We start from the raw sequence: 21,737 nt of genomic DNA on the forward strand, positions 1-21,737 counted from the left end.
ACAGGATCCTGATCAATGTGAGTTAGCTGCACAGCACCGCAGCGCGTACCGGGTCAATGGCTACCAGCGCCGCCAGCTGTTGCTCCATCTGCCGCGCCAGGGCTGGCCGATCGGCATCGTTGCGCTGGGCTTTCAAACGCAGCAGCTTGAGCAACCGCGCCTTGACCTCAAAGATCAGCTCTGGCTCCCAGTCGGTCAGTGCGTGGTGGTGCGCGGTGGTATCCAGTTCAGTGAACAAATGAATGGCCAGTTCGGCCTTGCCGTACTGCTCGGCCACCCGGGCCATCAGCAGCCGCAGCAACCAGCGTTGCCGCCCGGCCTGCGTATCGGGCCGGTTTGCAAGCCACGCCAGCGCTTGCTCGACACCCTCAGCATCGGCTTGCGCCAGTGCCTCGGGTTCCAGCGCGAGGATTTCGCAGGTTGCCGTGGTGGTTGCCGAGGCTGCAGCAGGTAGCCATTGCGCGGAGCGGCTGTCGCTGACGTGCTGGTTGATCCACTCGCGTGTGGCTTCATCCGCGAAGGCCGAGCCATCGTTCCAATACAGCATGTCCAGCCCTGGCAACCGCTGCAGCAGCATGTTCAGGTCATGTTTGACGATGGCTGCCCAGCTACCCTGCGGTTGGGGTGATTTGCTCAAGGCTTGATGCAGATGCCATTGCAGGTCCAACCAGAAATGGTTGACACCCTCGGCATACATCCGCTCGGCCTGGTCGATCAACTCACTCCAGCGTTGCTGCGCGTGCAGGCGTTTTAATTGGGCACGGTATTCACCGCGCGGGGGCGCCAGCCGGGTAATGCCCTGTGCGTCTTGCGGTGGCACCTGATGCACGGTGTCCCAGCGCAGGCTCTTCATCAGCCTATGCGCTGCCAGCCAACCTTCTGGTTGTTCACGCAGGTAGCTGGCCAAGCCCCGGCCACTGTCCAGCAAATCGCGACCGGACTTGATGGGTGATGCGCTCGGGCCAGGGGCGCTACTTCTCGGCGGTGATTCACTGCTGGTCTGCGGGACGATTGCATCAACACCTCCCGACATAGCGAGTCTATTGCTGAGGGCGCCGTACAAGGCGTCCAGCCGCGGTCGCTGGTCTGCGGGCCAGTTGCTGCAGCCGTGCTCCAACCACACCAGCGCAGCCACCGTTCGCTCAGTTTCAGCCTTGACCACCTGAGGGTACAGCGACAGGCTTGCCAAGACCCTGCTGCCGGCAAGCCACTCCAGGGCCATTTTGCGGCTATTGGGACGCGCCGGCAGGATGTCGCAGGCATAGCGCTCCATCAGCGCCGCCAGCAAACTCAGGCCATCTGCCAAGCCGGACTCACCGTCCCTATGCAAGCGTGCCCACAGGTAGTAGGTGGCAACACGAAGGTCTTTGCAGGACTGCTGGAGCAGCTTCTGCGCCAGTTGGGCCACAAGGTCGACATCCGCCCCGGAGAGTTTGTTGACCTCTTCGCGCATGCGCTGGAAATCGTCGTCGTAGCCCGGGTCCTCTCCCACCGGTGCATCACCGCTGATGGGCGTTAGCCAAGGCTCCCAGGATTCGCTGTGTTTGCGGGCAATGACCAGTGGCTCGCTGGTGGACAAACAGCTTTCGATCAGGCTTTTCAGGCTCATTCGAAGCCCCCATTGTGCGTGTACTGCGGGGTATCACGGCCCTCTACCAGAAAGATCTCTCGCGGCAGGCTGAACCCGCGTAACTTGAGCAGCGCCAGCGGCCCTTCGCCCAGCTCCGTGCGCAAATGCCAAGTCAGGCCCAGGCCATCTGGCGCATCCAGCACGACCCGAAAGCGACTGTCGCCGTCATCCAACGCCGTGACGTTGGCCTGCTCCAACAAACGAATCAGCCCCCAGGTGCCCTGGTAGTCCGCAAACAGACGTTCGCCGGTATGAACACTGCTCCACGTCAGGCTGATACCCGGATGATCACCCTGCCCGGGCCAGCGAAAGCGTCGCCAGCTTTCTCGCTGGTTGAAGTAGTGGTGCTTTTCACCGTTGAGTACGAAGGTGGTCTGCACCACATCACGCACAGGCTTGCCTTGCAGCTCGAAGCTCAAGCCCATACCGCCATCGGTGTACAGCACATCGGCCAACTGGCTCAGCTGGTTGATCGCGGTGAGAAAGTCCGGGTTGAAACGCAGCCCCTGGCTCTGCCCCGCGTCGGCCACCCAGCGGCTGCCTTCCTTGCGCAGAAGCCCCGTGAGTTGCTGTGCCAGAAACTGTTCGATCCGCCCGGAGTCGGCGCGGATCATCTGCCCCAGCATGGGCAATGAGGCGTCACTGCTGGTGACGGCGAAGGGATAGCGGCCGCTGAAAGCGCCCTGCCACTCATCGACGATCGCGCGCTGCCAGGTCCGGTTGAGGCCGGCCGACAACGGCTGCAGAATCTGTTGCCACGCCTGATCCAGCGGCTGCACGAACAGCGTATTGGCCGCTGGCCCCCAGTCGGCGCCGAGGCTGGCGGCGATCAGGTTGCCATAGGCCTGGGTGTCGGTCAGGTCCGCGCCTTTGCCTTGGAATACCGTCTGTGCCACGGCCTGCATCATCGCCTCGGGATCGGGCGCATTGACCACCTGCTGCAGCTTCAAGCGCACACCGGTGACCCGCGTGAGGAAGGCTTGCAGGCTCAGGCGGCCATCGACTGATCGCCCTTCAGTGTCCTTGCCCAGCAACGCCATCAAAGGGCCAAAGGTACTATCGAGCGGGCCGCTGGGTGTTTGGGGAAGTTGATCGACGATCGGTGCTGCTTTTTGCCCTACCAGCTTCTGCGCGGATTCAATCAGGGAATCGGCCAGGGCCTGGCCACGAACGCCGGCCTGGCCCTGGTAGCTCAACGTGTTCATCAAGGCGATCAATGGTGACTGGCGCACGTCACTCACCAGAGTCAACTGTGCAATCACATCGCGCAGGCCATGGCCCTGCTGCCAGCGCAGGCTGTTGAGGAAGGTTAGCCAGGCACTGCTGTAATCCTGGAAGTAGCGGGTGGTCAACCGCTCCCTAAGCTGGTCGGGGCTCAGCGCCTTGGCGATGTCGTTGGGGTGGTCGCTGAGTACCCAGTCGATCTCTTCGCGCCGGGCTTGCGCCGAGTCTTCAATGGCTGCACGAACCTGCCCTTCCCAGGCTTGGCGGGTGAATACACCGGGGACCTGTTCAGCACTGGCGAACAGAGCGCTTGCATCGGTGTCGCCGACCAGCTGTTGCAAACCCAACGCCGGGTAGTGGTTCGCCGCGGTGTCGAGGACCTGCTGGTACAGGCTGCTTTCAGCGTTTCGCTGACCCAGTTCACGCAGCAGCACCTGGCGTGATTGGGCGATCAACCTGAGATTGGCCTTGATCGCCCAGTCAGGGTGCTCGGGCAGATGCTGGCCGTAGAATGTCCATAATGTCGGTTCGGCAGCGCCCAAGGTCTCGGCCAGGAAAGCAGCATCGGCTTTTTCTGGGCGCGCCAGCATCAGATAGGCTTTGAGGTAGATGTAAGCCTGCTGTGTCCGCTGAGAGCTCGCCGGAGGCAAGTTGACCAACGCCTTGAGCCGTTTTTCCAGCTCAGCGACGGCTGGGTCACGGAGCAGCTGGTTATTGGCCTGCGTATAGAGGGGCCACACCGCTTCACGCAGCTCGTGCGACCGGCTCAGGCCAAAGCGCTGATACCACGGTGCGCCGTGTTCTGATCGGTAGCCCAGGCGGGAGAGTTCGCGTACCAGCTCACCCAGTGCCTGTTTAGTGTCTGTACCTGCTACAGGCTGCTGCAAAGCGCTGTACGCCGCCGCTATCTGACCGACCTCGGCACGGTTGCTCGCAAACGACAACAGCAAGCCGATGCCCCAAATGAAAGCGAGGCCGAGCGCAGAAACGTAGGCGACTCTGGCTGGGTGCCAACCCAGTCGCCGGGCTCGGGCGGAGCGATCGTTGAGGATCCCTGACCATGCTGGGTCTTCAGGCCAGTGATGATCCACGCGAAGGTTGTTCTGGAGTCGCAGCGGTAAGCTGAACCACACTCCACGCAACCAAACGTCGCGTCGCCGGAACAGCGCGGACAATGCAGCGCACCATCCGGAGACACCCTCGGTCGCAACATCGCGTGACAATCGAAGCAAGAAATCATGATCAGAGTCTTTTTGAAGCTGCGATAGACCCTGCTCACGTAAGGGTTGTGCGAGCATGCCTAAGTGGTCGGCGAGCCGCACTGGCGATAATGGTACCGGGAGCATGCAGCCTACCGCTCCGATTTCGCGCGCGTGCTGCGGCCACATACTGTCGCAGACCTGCCACACATGCAGCAGCAATTGGCAGCGTAGGGTTTTGGCCAGACTCTGCAAACGACGAACGCTATCGTTCATCGCGCTCACGTTATTGCTTTGGTCTTTGTTCAACACCCAGACCACCCCATTGAGCGCACGGTTGCGGCATAGGCCGCGCCACTGCAAAAGCAACGCGTCTTGCAGTTCACCTTGGATGCTGCCGGCCCACAGCAGCACGGTGTTTTGCCCTTCCAGCCAACGCTGCTCGCTCAACCCAGGGGCAATCGCCTCGATCTGCTCAGACTCACCGACCACCAACAACAGTCGAATTTTGCGCCGCCAGAAGAAGCCGTAGCGTCCCTTCAAATGCGCCCTCAACTCGGGTACGCCGAAAGGATCCTCAGCATTAGAAACCACGTTATTGCCAGTCGAACGAGTCCGGTTGACTCCGAGCTTTTGTCCCATCAGAGCAATAAAATCTCTCGCGCCCAACATTCGGATAGCCAATTCGCCGACGCCATCGAGAAAGAGAAATATCAAACAGCCGATCAACAACACTGCTGTCCATTGCAAGCGTGCAGTCTCACTCCTCACCTGCACTACGGGATTATCGACCCAGATCAATACCCCACCTGCAACGAGCAAACACAGGATCACTATCCAGACGCTGATTCTCTTCTTTTTCACGATCAATCCCTATTTCAAGATCTCATGCAGGCCGGACAATAAAAATTTGAGCAGAGGCATCGTGTAGCAGGACTACCTGCGGACCGCCCTCCGCCTTGGCACACTCACTAGCAACGATTAATGCGACATTACCTACTGCACATCCAGGTAAACCAAACGAATCATCCAATCGATGACACCTGGCCACGTTAAAAGGGAAACGTGCTGCATTCACAGCGATACTTGTCTCACGTAAAACGTCACCAGGCACCTGAGCCTGCCAACTGAAGTACGTTTCTTCTCCGACACGCAGTTGCCCCCAAAGAAATGCATCCGTAACTGCATCCTTGATAGAGCGACCAGCGCACTCAAGTTGGACAGGGCGATGAACCAGGGCGATCGAATCAATTTTTTGCGTGTTACACCACTGCGAAGAGCCCAACAACACAGCTGTCACGGTCTCGGCCTGTTCAGCAACGGGGTTTAGAAAAAGATTAATTTCAACGGACATTAACAGTTGATGTCGTTCCGGCGCATCCAACCAAGTGTCCAGCCACATTACGCCATCATCGTCCATTGCAAAGACCACGCTATCAGTTAAACGGTGGTTGGTGGTAACTGCAGACCAAATAGACAGAAGCTCTTCATTGCAAAGCACTTGGTTATGCCTAATACGAACATCCACAGCAAGACTGCGCGCCCCGATCTCTAAATCAGACTCCAACCCACGTACAACTTTTTGTAAAAATCCACGTAACCGCTTCGCGTATTCGGACTTTGAGTGATTTTGTACCGACGGTGTTAATTGGCTCAACCGCATTGTCAAGGCTTGTCCTTCCAGATAAATAGGTTGGAGAGGCTTACTACCCAAACGCAGGGCCTGAGCAAGTTTATTATTACCCGCCCCAGAACAATAGGATACGGCCAATACGGCAACCGTACGCTGGCCGCGCCGAATGAGTGACCGCTCCAACTCATCGCGACTCTCATTCCAACTCTCTGTATAATCTCGATGTTTCTCGTACGCCAACAAACGCAGTGCGTAGAACAATAACCCGGCAATCAAAACTCCTAATAATGCGCAGATCCACAACCAAAATGATGTATGCCAATTGTCCACCCGCCAAAGCAGGACCATCAACCCGCCAATTACGAGCGAACAAAGCAAGATGACCACACCCCACCGCCAGTGCCGAGGTTGCCGGGGTAGCAATCGCCTCTCGGGTAATGAGTTCAGGTCAACTGCCATCTCACAGCCTACCTGCTTGAGGAAGCGACGTGATTAACTCACAACCACAGGAACAGCAATGACCGTCTAAAGCAATGGGCCGACCTTTAACTTTCGAACCCGTATCCCCCTCTGCTATTTCATTCACGCCGTGCCCAGGTATTGGACAAAAAACAGCATCACCTACGCAAGCGACATCAAGCCGCATGAATTTCAATCCACGGGTGCCGGCGAGTACCTTGCCTCCCGAAGACAGTTTGTCGCCAACACGAATAACTCCGCGCATATCATTAAGCACTCAAAAATAAGATCATCACCCGCCTTTCAGGCAGCCTATGTTTAAATACCCCCTGAAATTTAGAGCCCACCATTACTCAATCCGATTGTCACTGTTAACAACACACCTCGCCGTTTTGTCGCCCAACACAATCATTTTATCTTCGGATGCATAACCATGCGGATTCTCAGGGGTTCTGTGCACATTCACTCCTCCTCCCCAGCTGGGATTGGCATATGCCTGACCACGTGTAACTTTTGTATCCCGGCCATAGTAGTCCTTGGTCACTGGTGTCTCCGGCCCCTGGGGGTCAATTTCAGGGGAGTACTGATAATAATTTTCGTCATACCAATCCTTAACCCACTCCAGCCCATTATCCGACATGGCATAAAGGCCCAACGGATTGGGAGGAAACCTGTCTACCGGCAAGGGCGTAAGCCCCTCCGTGCTCCACCCCATTTGTCTAGCAAAATCCTGACGATCTCGAGAAGTAGAAATGTTAATTCCTTTTGGTCCTCCCCCATATTTAGTAAAACCATCATTGGTCTGCTTATAAGTACCGTCATCAGTGGCCACCATCAAAAACTGCCCGCGGCTGCGTGCCGCATACTCCCACTGGGCCTCCGTGGGTAATGAGAAAGGAAGATTGGACACTTTAGCCAGCCAGTTGCAATAGCGGTCGGCTTCATACCAGTCCATATGCGCTGGCAAATTAGGTAAAGAATTAATGTTCTCCCACTCCTCCTGTATCTCCCTCTGCTCAAAAGAACGCAACGTAAGACCATTGCTTTTTAGATACATCTCAAACTCTTTATTTGAGATCTTGAATCTTGCAATAGAAAAGGTGCTCAACTTGACCTTATGTACTGGCCGACTGTCTCCATCACTATCATAAGACATTTGCTCCGGCCCGTACTCTAAGCCATAATCCCCCATCAGATACTCACCACCCTCAACAAACACCAAGTCCCTTTTTACCTCTTCGATAAAATGCTTCATCTCTATTGGCGTTATTCCGGGTTCCTTATAATCAACTCCGCTCGCCAACTGGTCACAGCCTGACAAACTCAAAGAAACCAAACAAAATATAGACACCTTAAAAATCTTCACAGCCACTCCAATGAGATTTACTCAGACAATATCCGCACCACAAGGACCAAACTTGCAGCGTCGCGGGTAATTCGGATTACGACCAACGTTTAGCTTATAATAGACCGTGTCATTCATAGCGAGCGCATAACCATAAGAACCAAACTCCTTCAACCGATCATAAATTACGGCCAATTCGCTTCGCTCATATTTTATTTCATAGAATTCTCTATCTCGATCCTTTCCTAACTCAAGAAAGTCTACCAGGCTTCGCTCATGCCGCTCGACGGCGTCCAACTCATCGTAGCCCTCTGATGGGGCATTTCCCTGGGCATTGACACGAGACAATACTTTATGCCACTCCCGCTTGCTCTGAATACTTCTGAGGACACAAAGCACCGCCTCTTTTCGTTCGCCGTAGCGATCGAGAAAACCTATGTTTCCTGGGTCTATATTATCCCACTTACCATGACGCGTCAGAAGGTAAAGCAATATACCCTTAGCCTCAGGTGTGTAGCGCAACAGATCCAACTGTCGGGTGATAACATTTTTAGCTAACTGATTCCGTCGTCTCGAAGCATCAACACTCCTCTTCGTCTCATCAGCCAATTCACCAACCTGTTTTGTGAAATCATTTACAATTTTTTCAATCGATTTTTTTGCGAATGAGTAATGCTCATACACATCGACTTCAAGGAGCTCCATTTGCATAACACAATACTTCGTATACACACTAAATGCATCAACATCCATGACTCTAAAAAAACCATAATCCCTTTGATTCAGTTGATAAATCAACCAAGCACCAAACTCCAGAAAGGTATTGCCATCCACCTCACAAATAAAGCCACCTTTGGCACCCGCCCCTTTGCATAGAGAGGCTGCAAAATGAAAACAAAACTTCCCATTAATAAAAGTACAGTGAAAACTTAAGCCGGCGCCCACCCCCGCCAACCCTGCAATACTGGGTCCTATTTTACAAAAATCGACGTACTCTCCAGTAGTCTCCAATATACCGCCATTTATTTCCCCTGCCGCTGTCGGCTTTAACCATTGCAGTGATCCCGTCAGTGTTCCTTCCGCCCTCGCACCCGCAAAAGCTTCTGCCGAAAATTTTATCCCTTCATCTTCACTGTTCATCTGCTGATGAAAATCGTAAGCTCGGCTTCTTCTTTCACTGAAACGTCTCAAACGACCAGGTTGGCCCATGACGGTTTGCTGGTCACCACTACTGACCACCTGGAATTGAGCCTCCACCTGAAGCGTCGCTCCAATAAATGCGGCCAAGCGAACGTTCAAACTTAAGCGCATCATCCCTAAATCAAACGGGACCTCGTTCTCATCAGAGGGATTAACTGTAAGCGCCCATCCGATGCGATCCGGGGCGTAAATTGAAAAGGAGGCTATGCCGGCAGCCGCAGTTAAGCTGCCGCCACCCTCTCCTTTGAAGGAGAATTGTTGCTTACGTGGATCAATTTCAACATTTGCGCCGAAATTGGAAACAAAGCGCATAAACTGTGCTCCGCCCTCAAAATCAATATGATCCCCCCACTTTGCCTCACCTTGTGCGGCAGCATTCCAGCTATCTGCCCAGTCAAAAAGTGAACAATCCATACTCAGCGCCTCAGGATCAAAACCAAGGCCTGCCCATTTAACAACATCCTTCAGATCAATTTTTATTTTTGGCCAATTCAATCCGGCAAGCTGCCGCTTAAGCTTCTTGTCGTCTATGCGTCGAATTTTTCCATCACTGCGTCGCTCAAAGATACTTTCAGCGCCGCCTTTTTTGTCACTACTTTTCAACGACACAGTATGGAGTTTTCTGCCATCCTTGCCTTTACTGTAGTAACCTTTTTTTACATAAACTACAGGCGCTCGTTTCTCACCAGCTTTTCTTTTAGCAGACTGGCCACTAACAGGAACAAGCTCCACAACATCATTATATTTCATGTCCTGGGTAGAAAACTCACCAATTTTTTCTTTTAATTCTTTTCGCTTCAACTCCAAATTTTCCTCAGCTCGCACTACAGCGTCATGAAATGACGCCTCAGGCGCTGCTGTGGTTTCTGCAGCAATTCCATATTTTTCAATTGCAACGGAGTAATTAATTTTTTCCTGATGAAAATCATTTACGCACTGTTGCATTTCCTTCCAATGCGCCTCAAACTCTGCAGCCTCACTGTCAGCAATAAAAACCAACTCTTCGGTTTCCGGACAAAAATAACACTGTACCGATTGATGATGAGCCACTACAACGGGTTTACTTTTGCAAACCCTGCTCTCTGCTACTGAGATATCCGCACCGCTCATTTCCTATCACTCCGAAGTTACTCAAAGAATAACTTTATGCTTTGAAGATCAATTCCATAGTGGGATTGTGTATAACCATTCCCATCTGTCATGCCTCTCAGCACGCTGCCGTCGGCAGCTTCAATTCGGTACCGTACGTAAGGTTTTGGCTTATCACTGACTTTATCTCTAACTTGAAAGCCACCTTGCATGGGATTGCTGTAAACAGGATCTTCCAGAATCATCGGTGCCAGGGCCTTCTCCAATGAGGCAGTGCCTCCCCAAGCGATATTGTCATTCTTGATATGCAGTTCACCCGGGGCACCGATCTCAACGGATCCGTCTTTTATCTTGATATAGGCACCTCTGCTAACCAGGGTGATGCCGTGTTGGGCATTGAGAACGATCTCGCCATTACTGCTATTTAAAGCAAGTTCCTTGTCTGCTTGTAACGTCATCGCATCGCTTTGTGCCTGAATGTCCACAGGGCCACGAGCCGCAATTAATCTGAGCCCTAACTTTTGGGCGAACAGACTGATTGCCTCACCTGCGGCCACGCTAAAACGTTTGAATAGGCTGAAGTCAGCACTATCACCAGCCGTAGCTGTAATTGAGTTTTCTGCCGATAGTTGGATGTTTGCAGGTGTAACCATAGCTATCCCGGCAGGTGCCGAGGCAAGGAGTCCCGAATCTCTGAGCCGCGCCAATGCCTCCCGCAGGCTCTGTTGGGCCTGATTATCAGCTGGTAATGCTCCCGACACAGCTGCGCTTTGCGCCAGTGCGTTCACCAATGCCAGAGCGTTATTGAGCTGAGCCAACGCTGCTCCCATCTCCAGCATTGTCCCTTGGGCTTGAGGCTGAGCATCAGCACTGATGAAGATGCCACTGCCGCCACGGATCGCGGCATGCCCATCGGTGCGCAGTTCCGCGCCCTCCCCGCGAGGCCGGCGATCGGCATCGACCAGATGCCCCAGATTGAGCTGGCTCTTACCACTGTGTTCAGTACTGAGCTTGACGTGCTCCTGCCCCCGCGTATCGTCCATGCGCAACTTGTTGTTCGCAGGTGTGCGCAGCACATTGCGTTTGTAGTTGCGCAGCGTGACATGGTCGGGGTGCTGGCTATCGTGCAGGGCATGCGCGATGTAGGGCCGGTCCGGGTCGCCTTGCTCGAACGCCACCGCCACTTCCGTACCGCAGATCAACGGCAGGTGCAGGCCGTGCGTGTCACCGGCGTAAGGTCGTGCCAGCCGTAGCCAGACACTCTCCTCTCCCGCTTTCCAATTGTCCCGATCGAACAGGAAGTTCACCCGGTATCGGCCCTCCAGGTCGATATGGCCATAGGGGTCGTTCTGCTGAGTACTGGTGACCCGCGCTGGTACCGTCCCGGCGATCTGCGGCTTGTTCGGCAATGGAGGTCGAAAGCATATCGACTCTGAGTAGGGAACCGCCTCGAAGGTGACTTCCAGACTACGGTCCCGAGCAGCCTCGACGGTCAAATGCGTCATGACGACCCCAGGGTCGAAGACTTGGGGTGCCCCATCAGTGATCGTAACCACTTGCCCCGGAGCGAGTGCGACGCTGCTGCTGATGCCACTGCAGCGGGTTTGCCCATTAAGGAAGCGTTCATGGTTCAGGCGCGCATAGAAGTAGCCACTCTCGCTTTCCAGGTCCTCATCCTGGGCGATTGCGTCACCCAGCGCGGTGTAGGGTTCGCCGTAGTGGTAACCCTCACCATAGGTTGTCGTCGCATGCCGGCTGTGATCTACGTCCCCCTCCAGGAAAGCCGTAGCATCGCGGTGGTGATAGGCGCGAACGTTGATGTGCTGCTCCACCACCGCATGGCTGACCTGCAGCGCCCAGACGCCATCCTGGCCGTTGCTGGTCAGGCCAGACAGGGGGCGGAGCGGCAGACTGACATCGAACTGATAATGTTGCTGGTGATCGTGAAACTCGACAACGTCGATAAACAGCTTGTCGTTGTGCGTGAAGCGGTACCAAATGCCCACCTCTGCCAACAGGCGACTGATGAAGGCAAGGTCACTTTCACCGTACTGCATGACCTGTTCACGCTTGGGGTATTCGCATAGCAGGTCGAACAGAAAGTGCTGCCCCTCAAACTGGTGGCGGCTGCGCAAGATGCTTTCGACGATCTCCGGAACCGACTGATGTTGGTAAATCCGGTACTGTTTGCCACGGCTGAGCAGCGCCAAGCGAGCCTGCAGGGTCACCTCATAACGGGCTTCATCTTTGGAGCTGGAGAGGCGCTTGAAACCCGTAATCACGCCATGCAACGTGCGTGACGCCGCCCCAGAGATCGCATTGGCCGGTGTCTGCTCTGACGACCCCATCTGAAAACTGGCGTCCTTCCCGAGGACTTTGGCGACATCAATGTCCTGCGTGGAAGAGGTAAACGCCACCGTGTACTTGAACGGTTGGCTCAGCCATTCCTCACCTTTGAACGACAGTACATCGAGTTCGACGTCATCCAGTTCATCGATTTCAAGCGTGTAATGGTTGTGGGTGGGACCTAGTAAAGGCTTCGCCATGATCAAGCCCTCTCGGCAGCCAACAACGCCGCGTCGTGTTCATCCGAAAAGCTCAAACTGATGCCGGTGTCTTCGCAGAACCCAAGCGTTACCGTTTGAGCTGGCTGGCCATGGGCTTGGCGCTGCAGTAGCTGTTGGCTGAGTACCGGCAAAATCTGCTGGTTCAGCAGGCTGTCGATGTTGCGGGCGCCGGTATCGGGCAGCAGGCAGGCGGCGACCAAGGCTTCGTAAAGTGAGTCGTCCACTTCGCACTGCAACCCGTAATGGCGCTGCAAACGTCTGGCAACCTGGTCGAGCTTGATCGCGACAATGCGCCTGAGCGCACCGGAGTCCAGCGGGCGGAAAATCAATGTCTGGAAACGTGCCAGCAGTGCAGGCTGGAAGTGCGCGCGCAGCACGGGCCGCAACAGTTCGTGCAACGCGGCGTCCTCGATATCTGGCTGTCGCTCCACACAACCTTGAAGCAGATCACTGCCGAGGTTGGAGGTCATCAGGATGACGGTATTGCGGAAATCGATCTCTCGGCCTTCACCATCGCGCATGAAGCCACGATCGAACACCTGGTAGAACATGTTGAGTACATCTCGATGGGCTTTCTCGACCTCGTCCAGCAAAACGACGCTGTAGGGGCGCTGGCGAACGGCCTCTGTGAGTACGCCGCCCTGGCCGTAGCCAACATAGCCAGGCGGAGACCCTTTCAATTGGCTGACGGTGTGCGCCTCTTGGTACTCGGACATGTTGAGCGTGATGAGCGACTTCTCACCGCCGAACAGGCTACTGGCCAGGGCATGCGCTGTTTCCGTCTTGCCGATGCCACTGGTGCCGACCAGCAGGAAAACGCCCATCGGCGCGTTGTCGTTCGTCAACCCTGTTCGCGCGGCACGTAGCCGTTGAGCGAGTGCAAGCAGGGCCGAGTCCTGCCCAACAATGCGTTCGGCCAACTGATCTTCCAGGTTCAACAAGCTGGCATGTTCGTCCTTGAGCAAGCTACCAAGGGGCACCCCCGTCCAGTCGGCGATCACTTCAGCCACACTGCGGGCACACACGTCCAGCGATAGGAGCGGCCGACTCCCCTGTACGTAGCTCAGTTCCTGTTGCAGCTTCGCGCAGGCCGCTGTATCGACCTGCTCGGCCTGACGAACATTGAGCAACTGACGGGTAAGCTCAAGCTCTTGTTGATACTGCAGCTCCAGCGCAGCCTGCTGGCTCTCGAGTTGAACCAGCTGAGCGTTAATCTGCGCCAAACGAGGCTCCATCAACCTGCCAGTAAGCTGTGCATCCTCTTCAAGCGCAGTTCGCTCTGCAGTCAGGGCTGTCTTTTGAGACTTGAGGTGGACCAGCGCCTGCGGCTCACAATCGAGGCTCATGCGAACACGCGCACAAGCCGTATCTATCAGATCAACCGCTTTGTCCGGCAGGCGGCGCCCCGTCAGAAAACGCCGGGACAAACTAACCGCCGCCTGCACTGCAGCGTCTTGAACGTGCACGCCGTGATAGGTGGCGTAACGCGCTTTGAGCCCGCGCAGCATCAAGCAAGCATTGGCATCATCCGGCTCATCCACCTTGATCATCTGAAAGCGCCGCTCCAGCGCAGCATCGCGCTCAAAGTACTGCTTATATTCGCTCCAGGTCGTGGCAGCGATGGTTCGCAACTCGCCACGCGCCAAGGCAGGTTTCAGCAGGTTTGCGGCATCAGCGCCCCCCGGCTGGTTGCCAGCACCGATCAGGGTGTGCGCTTCATCGATAAATAACAGGATGGGTGTTTCCGATTGCTGGACGGCATCGATCACGTTCTTGAGCCGCTGCTCGAACTCACCTTTGACCCCGGCTCCAGCCTGAAGCAGCCCCAGGTCCAGCGTACGGATACTCACCGGTTTCAGGCTGTCCGGGACTTTGCCGCTGGCAATGCGCAAAGCAAGTCCTTCGACCAGGGCGGTTTTCCCGACACCGGGATCTCCTACCAGGATGGGGTTGTTCTTGCGGCGACGGCTCAGTACGTCAATCACCTGACGAATTTCATCGTCACGTCCGAAGACTGGATCGATCTGCCCCGCTGCGGCCTTGGCGGTTACATCATGGCTGAACTGATCGAGGATCGCTGGCTGCGCCACATCGCTATCCGCAGCGCTTGTAGGCTTGGCCGTCCGTCCCGTCGCGGGGTTGAACGACACAGTCTGCACCAGCTGCCTTTCTTCCGAATCCGATTCAAGCAGGGCTACCACCTGTTGCAGTTGTGTTGAACCGATACCCAATAGAGGCCAAGCGGCTGAGCACTTGAGTAAGTCCGGTGTCTCAATCAGGGCCGCCAACACATGCACGGAGCGCAATTGCTCACAGTCGCGATCCATCGATGCCAGTAGCCAGGCGCTGCTGATCAGTTGCTGCACTTCGAGACTTAGTTGGGGCTTGCTGAGCACGCTGCGCGGCAAGGTATTGAAGTACTCAAGCAGTCCTTGCCACAGGGCATCCACATCCAACCCATAACGGCGGGCGATGACCACAAGATCACCTTCTCCTTGCTCAAACAACTTCAACAACCAGTGTTCAATGCTGATATGACTGTGCCCACGTGCCTGACACAACGACGCTGCCGCCGTCAGTGCCTGGGTGCAATAAGCGTTGAGACGGCGGAGCAAGCGGGTAGGATCATGTGCCATACAGGGCATCCTTGTCGTCAATGGTCAACGTAACGTCATGAGTGGACGTATCTGAAACCTTGGTGTACTTGGCTGAGCGCCCGCACGCGGACGCTCAACCCAATACACTGGGGACCGTCAGCAATTACAGACCGACGGCCAAGTTCCATCAGGCGGTAGTACGTTCATTCCAGGAATCCGAATGGATGATGTTTCCATCCTTGAATGTCCAAGTGATTTTTTCGTAACGCAATTCAACCGATTCCAAATGGTTGTGCTTTTCTTTCTCAGGATCTTTGATGTCGTGCATTTTTGGTGCAACCTGAACGACCTTCACGTTCTCCAGCTTGGTATTGAAATACTCAACTTCCTGGCCGGCATCATTAATCTTGTACCACTTGAACTCCGCCGACTTGAGCGTTTGACCGGTTGTGACGGCCTTATAGAGATACGGGGAAGACGCATCAATCTCTTTGGTGAAAAGGAATGGGGTATGGATGCGCGTACCGGTCAATCTGCCAGTGTTGTTATCAGTCGGAATGTACAAGTTATGATCCTGAGCGACGACCTCGATACTCCCACCTCGATCTTGAACATCCACCGAGCCTTTGATATCGGCACCGCCATCGTCTTTCAGCCACAGGTAAACAGGAATAGCCATTTAGAAAATCCTCTTTCAAGTGTTGGAGGTCGCGGAATGCGACTGGGGTTGCAGGCCAGAAGCCGCAGTCGAGGACAGGCAAGCCCCCGCCTCCGGCACCAGGCGAATCTCAACTCGGCGATTGGCCGACCGTCCTTGTTCCGTTTCATTGCTTGCAATAGGCTGGCTGGCCCCCAAGCCTTGCACCGCGAAGCAGTTGCTGGGGATGTCACCCATGAGCTGTATCCAGTCGTGAACCGCAGATGCACGTGCACGCGACAAGCGCAGGTTATTTTCGTCGTTGCCCGTGGCATCCGTGTGCCCTGTGATCACGATTAGCCAGCCAGGCTGTGCCTTGATGCCCGCCAATGCTGTGACCAGAACCTTGGTTGACTGCGGTTTCAACTGCGCACTGCCACTACTGAAAAGTGAAAGGCTGTCCAAGCGCACCATTTGAGGCCTGTCGGGCGAAGCCTGCGGCGTCGTCGGGATTCGATGCCCGTTGATGGCCGCCATCAATGACGGGCGCAGCTTTTCACCCTGGTATAAGCCGAGGCCTAGTGACCACGGCGCACCTTGGCGGTAATAGTGATCCAAGCGCTCGGCATCCTGATGAAGCACGTCCAGCGCGGTCTCTCGTACAGTTTGCCTGTCAGGCTCAGCGCTCGCCGAAGCAGCGTCGTAGCGCCTCAGGTCGTCAGTGACCTGCCTAACCAGCAATGTGTTCTGCCATGCCGAGCTTGCCAAAGCGATGGAGCCTGCCAACACAAATAGCCAGCCCCCATCAGCACAGCCCTATGCGGCCTCCTGTTTCGAGCACCGCGAGGCAGCAAATGGAGCAAAGCGTCAGGGAACGGCAATGACCTATTGGCTTCATCGGTGACACCCTGGTCAAAGCAGAGACCGGTCCGCTCATGCAGCCAGCGGTGCCATAGGTTGTTTTCAGGGTGCCTGCCAGAGATGGGGGCCCATGCAACGGCAACGACGGTGGCGGCTGCGCTCTCCTGGCGAGAAGCCCGCACGCGTATTTCCGACATACAGACATCGTTCAACCAGCCAGCAGCAGCATTCAATTGCACCGCGTCTCGCAGTCGGGCAGCACGGGAATCAGGAGCCGTGCCCCATCTCTGCCATTGAGCCAGACTCATGCACTCACCTGACTCATGTACTTGCACGCGCGACTTGGCGGCCGCCCAGATGAACCAGGTCGGAGTCTGCGAAGTGCTCTGGAAATAGCCCACCACCAGCAGCGACAGCGGGTTGCCACGCTCGCGCAGCTTCACAACTTGGCGGCTCACGCTGCGCTGCTAATTCGCCAACACTGCAGCATCTGTATGAATGGTGGGATCCACCACCCACATGACACTCAGTTGGTCGTTCCACTCAGGCCTTTGCAAAAGCAGACTGGTAACCGTCGTGGGCAGCTTCTGCACATCAGGCACCCGGACATAGCAACCCTCCCCTGTTACCCGCAACTCCCACTGCTCAGCAGGCACTGGACCAAACAACTCAGCCAGACAATCACCTACCACCAGGACTACCGGATGGCGGTAGGACCCAGCAGGTAAGCTGGCACCCTTGGCCCACCGCAGTTCACGCCCCTCGTCGGCAACTCGTTTGCTTCGGCGCCAGGCTGCCCATACTGCGACTGTGACGACCACGGCACTTGTAAGCTGCAATTCGATAGCTAGCGGGAGCATGGCAATGAGCACCAAGAACAGCGTTCCGGCCCATAGCCAGAGCCCTTGCACTTGTCTCAACTGCATTCCGCTCACCTCTGCACCGGCAGGAGCGAGGCCACTGCCTCACCCAGCGTATGGTCAAGCCCCCACCAGAGACCTATCAGCAAGCCCGATGCGGCTACCACATGAACTAGAGGGGACTGCAGCCAACCCCACATCGGAAGGTGTGAAGTGCCGCCTACGTGGGTGACAAGGGACTGACTTGTATCAAGAGGGGGTACATGCGCATCGATTGCCGCTAGCAACTGCTGCCGTTCTGGGTGATTGACATCACGGTAGCGCCCCAGAAAACCCAGCATCAGCACCCGCTGAAAGACCGTGAAGACATAAGGATGTGCAGAGGCTTCACGCAGCACGGTGCGAATGTCTTCATAAAGCGATTCACCCGCCTGGTGGCTACTGAAAAACCTGGCCTGCAAGGTTTCCATCGCCCAGTCCTCATGGGCCTTACCTTCGGCACAAGCGAGCACCGTCTCATCCAGTAAGGCACACTGCGCGTGACTGATTAGCTCGATGCTACGGCTATCCAGGCCATCTTCCTGAAGCGAGGCCCGAACATGCTCGACATCCGCCGCACAACGAGGCCAGAGTTCCGGGCTACTGTGCACGCCTGTGCCGTGTCGCAACTCGACCACCAGCAAGTAGGTATCTTGCAACAAGGCATCGATGTCCACCTTGGCTGCAACGGGTTCATGCTGGGCGAGCGTCATGAGCGCAGCACCGCAAACAGTTCAAGTTTGGCGTCCTGAAACACGCTTGGTACGTAGAGCGCGCAGACGCCATCGGCCAACATGGCACGCCCTTTTTCATGACTCAGGCCCAGTGCGAAATACTGGTTCTCCAAACGCAGCGGTATTGCCGCAGGCACATGACTGAGGGGGTTCAAGGGAACGCCATCGAGAGCTGCATTGACGAGATAGTCCACATCATCAGGCGAGCCGATCTTGCACAGCCGTGGGAACTGGCTTTGCACTTGCACGGCTGGCAGCCGGCAGCGCACCGACAGGTAAAAGTCAGCCCCGTCTGGCTCAAGCAAACGAGGATCGTTCAGGGCCACCTGCCATCGGTTGGCACTGCGCGCTTCGAGTACCAAAGCCAGCACACGTGACGGCAGGCTCGCTTCCAGCAATGTGGAGAGCGTACGCATCAACGGCGGGAAAACAGACTCAAGGTGCGTATGCTGATAGGCAGGAATGTCCTCGACACTCTGGTCCAACGAAAACGTCAACAGCGCCCCCGCGCATTTCACCAACTGCTGGTACACCAACTCCGGATGCCGAGCAGGGTGTGCTTTAAGGTCTGCCAGCACCGGCTGATAGGTATTCAACGCGTTGAGCAACCAGAACAATGTCACATCAGCGACAGCAAAATCTGCCATGCGCTGGTTGCTCTCGCGACGCATCCCCATCAGCCGCTCACGTTTGGAGGACAGCTGGGTCAGCAAGTTATCCAGCTGAAGTAACAATCCAGCGTGCGCATCAAACCTCAGCAACGGGGGGATGTAATCCTGATCAATTTCCCACCGCCCCCGCCCATCCCGGACAAGGCGTGCCACTGGGCAGGTGAGATAGTCTGCGTTGTCATCTTCATTCAGGCGCAAGCTCAGTGCATGTTCGAGTACGCTGATCGACTGCACCTCATCGGTATAGTGATCCTGTACATCCCGCCACACTTGGCGGTATCTCACCGGGCGCTCAACTCGGCCACCCTCGAACAGACAGTTGTTGCCATTGGCCCGTTCCAGCGGCAAAGCGAGCACCACCGTTGCCGCTTGACTGTCGTCAGGCAGCGCCCGGGACAGTTCCAGGGCACTGGGAAGCCGATCCAATCGATCCGTGTCAATCAGCGTTCCATCGGGCATGCACACCTGCAGCCGAGTGGCCAGGAGTTTGCCTAGCTGCAGTGCGTCCGCATCAAATGCGACTGCGCGAATACCCCACGGATGAACCCATGCCAAGGAAGCAACTGCCTGGTTGGTCCACGATTCAAAGCGGGCCTGCTGCTGAAACTGCTGCGCAGACAACACCACACCGGACGCCCACATAGGCCGATCGATCTTCACGATTAGTAACTCCCGGGTTCGCCGTCAGGATTTAGCTTTGGGCATCTGCGAAACCAACGACAGGTTGATGTCCATACCCTCAACCTGGAAATGCGGCACCGCAAACAGCTTGACTCTGAAGAAGCCTGGGTTGTCATCAATATCTTCGACAACCACCTTCGCCTCCCTCAGCGGATGAGACGCCTGCAAGTCATCGCCGGGGTCCGTCATTTCGGTAACCAAGCCGCTGATCCACCTATTCAATTCCAGTTCCAACAGGCGGCGATCCTTGGTTGTGCCAATGTTCTCCCGCTGGATGAGTTTCAGATAGTGAGCGATGCGCGAAAGCAGGAAGACATAAGGCAGCCGAGCGTTGATACGACTGTTGGCCGTGGCCTCAGGTGTGTCATAGATCGCCGGCTTATGCGCTGAGTTCGCGGAGAAAAAGCACGCATAATCGCGATTCTTGTAGTACGACAACGGAATCAACCCAAGATTGGCAAACTCAAACTCGCGGGTTTCCGGAATCATCACTTCCGAAGGAATCTTGACCTGACTGCCCGTACCCATGTCATAGAGATGGATCGGCAGATTCGTTACAGCACCCCCTGATTGCGGCCCTCGAATTTGTACGCACCAACCATTGGCTATAAAGCTTTTGACCATATTGGCTGCAAACGCGAACGTCGAGCTTACCCAGAGGTACTTGCTGTGATCCGGCCCCTTGACTCGCTCTTCATAGTTAAACAGCCGAACCGGATTCGTATCAGGCCCGTAAGGCAGTCGCCCCAACGTACAGGGCAATGTGGCGCCGACATAGCGGGCATCATCGCTTTCAGCGAAAGCGTGCCATTTGATGTACTCAGCACGGTCCATGTAGTTGCCGATATCTTTGATCGCGGCGACCTCCTCCATTGTTTGCTTGCCAAAGAACGCAGGCCCCATCGAGCACAAGAATGGCATATGAGCGGAGGCCGCAACTTTCGAGATATTCCGCAACAGTGCAATGTCTTGCGCCCCACGGCCAAACTCGTAGTTTGAGACCGCCGCCGCAATAGGCTCACCACCCGGCGTATCGTATTCCTGAGTATACGTATGCAGGTACATGCCGCTTTGAGCGATTTCGGGCGCATCTTCGAAGTCCTGGGCCAGATGCTCTTTACTGATATCCAACAACTCGATGCGGACGTTCTGGCGGAAGTCCGTCTGATCGATCAACGACTTCGCCCCACGCCAGATCGACTCTACACGCTGAAAGTCAGGATGATGCATCACTTCGTCCAGCTGACTGCTGATCTGGGCATCAATCGAGGCAATGTGTTCGTCCAGCAGGGCCCTGTCCAGACGCTCCACTTTCGGGGAGACTTGCTTGAGCCGCTCAAGAAAAACACTTACAGACGCAGTAACACGCTGATTGGGTGTTGCCTCAGACAGAACATCCACACTCTGGTAGGCGTCGATACCACCCATCTGCTCAAGGGGTTCGAGATTTATTTTTTCAAACAATGCGTGATAGACATTCTGGCTGTCTTCCACCCGCACAGTGGCGCCACGCGATTGCGCAGAGGATTGCTCTTCGGACATTTGTTAGCTTCCCGCCTGTAGAGATGATGGTTTTCTAGCATCCGCCTTGAGGGGCAAGGGCAGCCAGTTCCTTACGCAGTTCATTACTCAGCGCTTCATCTTTCAGTATGCGTTCCAACTCGGCACGGAACGTGGCGTTATCCAAGAGATTGGCTTTCAACTCACGCAGCAGGTTGCGCATCGCCAGCAGCGCACGTAATTGGGGTATCTGTCGAGCGACCTGTTCGGGCTCGAAGTCCTTCATCCGCTGAAAACTCAGTTCAACAGGCGTTTCTCCACCTTCGCTGGCCAGCGTATCTTCAACGACCAGTTTGAGGCTCGGTGAAAACTCCAAGAGCACACTGTCAAAATTATTTTTATTGACATCAACCTTGCTCCGTTCGGACAACGGACGCTGCTCTTTTCCGTTACTGTAATCCCCCATCAGCATGAGCTTAAGCGGCAGCTCAACCTTACGCTGGGCCCCACCCGTATGAAGATCAAGTTTAATATTGACGCGCGCCCTCGGCACCTCACTTTGAAAACTGCCTGAAGCCATAACTCCTCCTGAAGCCACTGGAAACGGCCTCGACGAAAGTGACATCACTGACAACGATCCATTTCAAGCCCATTGGCAACTGCAATGGAATTCAATTCATTGCCAGCAACTACCGCCCCCCCAAGGCAACACTTGAAATGTTTCCAGATCAAACATGCACCAATTTTTCACATTTCGCCACCCCCCGCACAAAAATAGGAAACTTCCTACAAGCGACAGGAAAACCTTCGA

The 21,737-nt window shown here is 55.5% G+C and carries 14 protein-coding genes; all 14 read right to left on the reverse strand.

Annotated features, from left to right (window positions below):
- Positions 1-22 precede the first annotated feature (22 nt).
- Entirely contained in the window at positions 23-1,609 is a 1,587-nt protein-coding gene (tssA, locus tag ACYCCG_RS15155) for a type VI secretion system protein TssA (protein ID WP_339443399.1), read from the reverse strand.
- On the reverse strand, positions 1,606-4,920 hold the full coding sequence (locus tag ACYCCG_RS15160; RefSeq protein WP_422631499.1) for an ImcF-related family protein: 3,315 nt from the start codon (positions 4,918-4,920) through the stop codon (positions 1,606-1,608). The genes tssA and ACYCCG_RS15160 overlap by 4 nt, the downstream gene beginning before the upstream one ends.
- A 19-nt stretch (positions 4,921-4,939) precedes the next feature.
- Positions 4,940-6,073 carry a hypothetical protein gene (locus ACYCCG_RS15165; protein ID WP_459670986.1) on the reverse strand — a complete coding sequence of 378 codons (1,134 nt, stop codon included), beginning with the start codon at positions 6,071-6,073 and terminating at the stop codon, positions 4,940-4,942.
- A 73-nt stretch (positions 6,074-6,146) separates the two neighbouring features.
- Positions 6,147-6,410 carry a PAAR domain-containing protein gene (locus tag ACYCCG_RS15170; protein ID WP_459671025.1) on the reverse strand — a complete coding sequence of 88 codons (264 nt, stop codon included), beginning with the start codon at positions 6,408-6,410 and terminating at the stop codon, positions 6,147-6,149.
- 84 nt (positions 6,411-6,494) lie between these two features.
- Positions 6,495-7,511: a formylglycine-generating enzyme family protein gene (locus ACYCCG_RS15175; RefSeq protein ID WP_209966830.1), complete on the reverse strand. Its 1,017-nt coding sequence runs from the start codon at positions 7,509-7,511 to the stop codon at positions 6,495-6,497.
- Positions 7,512-7,532: 21 nt separating this feature from the next.
- Complete coding sequence (locus ACYCCG_RS15180; RefSeq protein WP_459670988.1) at positions 7,533-9,800, reverse strand: hypothetical protein; 2,268 nt, start codon at positions 9,798-9,800, stop codon at positions 7,533-7,535.
- Between the two features lie 17 nt (positions 9,801-9,817).
- On the reverse strand, positions 9,818-12,325 hold the full coding sequence (locus ACYCCG_RS15185; RefSeq protein WP_459670990.1) for a type VI secretion system Vgr family protein: 2,508 nt from the start codon (positions 12,323-12,325) through the stop codon (positions 9,818-9,820).
- A 2-nt stretch (positions 12,326-12,327) separates the two neighbouring features.
- A complete protein-coding gene (tssH, locus tag ACYCCG_RS15190; protein WP_339443403.1) occupies positions 12,328-14,982 on the reverse strand; it encodes a type VI secretion system ATPase TssH in 2,655 nt (884 codons plus the stop codon).
- Between the two features lie 148 nt (positions 14,983-15,130).
- On the reverse strand, positions 15,131-15,622 hold the full coding sequence (locus tag ACYCCG_RS15195; RefSeq protein WP_104887814.1) for an Hcp family type VI secretion system effector: 492 nt from the start codon (positions 15,620-15,622) through the stop codon (positions 15,131-15,133).
- A gap of 15 nt (positions 15,623-15,637) precedes the next feature.
- Positions 15,638-16,369: an OmpA family protein gene (locus ACYCCG_RS15200; RefSeq protein ID WP_459670991.1), complete on the reverse strand. Its 732-nt coding sequence runs from the start codon at positions 16,367-16,369 to the stop codon at positions 15,638-15,640.
- Between the two features lie 1,003 nt (positions 16,370-17,372).
- Positions 17,373-18,053, reverse strand: a complete 681-nt coding sequence (gene tssL / locus ACYCCG_RS15205; protein ID WP_209966841.1) for a type VI secretion system protein TssL, short form — start codon at positions 18,051-18,053, stop codon at positions 17,373-17,375.
- Positions 18,050-19,405 carry a type VI secretion system baseplate subunit TssK gene (gene tssK / locus ACYCCG_RS15210; RefSeq protein WP_209966843.1) on the reverse strand — a complete coding sequence of 452 codons (1,356 nt, stop codon included), beginning with the start codon at positions 19,403-19,405 and terminating at the stop codon, positions 18,050-18,052. Before tssK ends, tssL begins: the two co-directional genes overlap by 4 nt.
- A gap of 24 nt (positions 19,406-19,429) precedes the next feature.
- Positions 19,430-20,968, reverse strand: a complete 1,539-nt coding sequence (gene tssC / locus ACYCCG_RS15215) for a type VI secretion system contractile sheath large subunit (RefSeq protein ID WP_339443406.1) — start codon at positions 20,966-20,968, stop codon at positions 19,430-19,432.
- A 34-nt stretch (positions 20,969-21,002) separates the two neighbouring features.
- Positions 21,003-21,506, reverse strand: a complete 504-nt coding sequence (tssB, locus tag ACYCCG_RS15220) for a type VI secretion system contractile sheath small subunit (protein WP_209966847.1) — start codon at positions 21,504-21,506, stop codon at positions 21,003-21,005.
- Between the last annotated feature and the right edge of the window lie 231 nt (positions 21,507-21,737).

Source organism: Pseudomonas sp. VEM90, from assembly GCF_054611535.1.

Bases quoted from the DNA above. Each gene is read 5' to 3' on its own strand.
- tssL (WP_209966841.1), bottom strand. From the start codon at position 18,053: ATGACGCTCGCCCAGCATGAACCCGTTGCAGCCAAGGTGGACATCGAT.
- ACYCCG_RS15195 (WP_104887814.1), bottom strand. From the start codon at position 15,622: ATGGCTATTCCTGTTTACCTGTGGCTGAAAGACGATGGCGGTGCCGAT.
- tssC (WP_339443406.1), bottom strand. From the start codon at position 20,968: ATGTCCGAAGAGCAATCCTCTGCGCAATCGCGTGGCGCCACTGTGCGG.
- ACYCCG_RS15185 (WP_459670990.1), bottom strand. From the start codon at position 12,325: ATGGCGAAGCCTTTACTAGGTCCCACCCACAACCATTACACGCTTGAA.
- tssA (WP_339443399.1), bottom strand. From the start codon at position 1,609: ATGAGCCTGAAAAGCCTGATCGAAAGCTGTTTGTCCACCAGCGAGCCA.
- ACYCCG_RS15180 (WP_459670988.1), bottom strand. From the start codon at position 9,800: ATGAGCGGTGCGGATATCTCAGTAGCAGAGAGCAGGGTTTGCAAAAGT.
- tssB (WP_209966847.1), bottom strand. From the start codon at position 21,506: ATGGCTTCAGGCAGTTTTCAAAGTGAGGTGCCGAGGGCGCGCGTCAAT.
- tssH (WP_339443403.1), bottom strand. From the start codon at position 14,982: ATGGCACATGATCCTACCCGCTTGCTCCGCCGTCTCAACGCTTATTGC.
- ACYCCG_RS15170 (WP_459671025.1), bottom strand. From the start codon at position 6,410: ATGCGCGGAGTTATTCGTGTTGGCGACAAACTGTCTTCGGGAGGCAAG.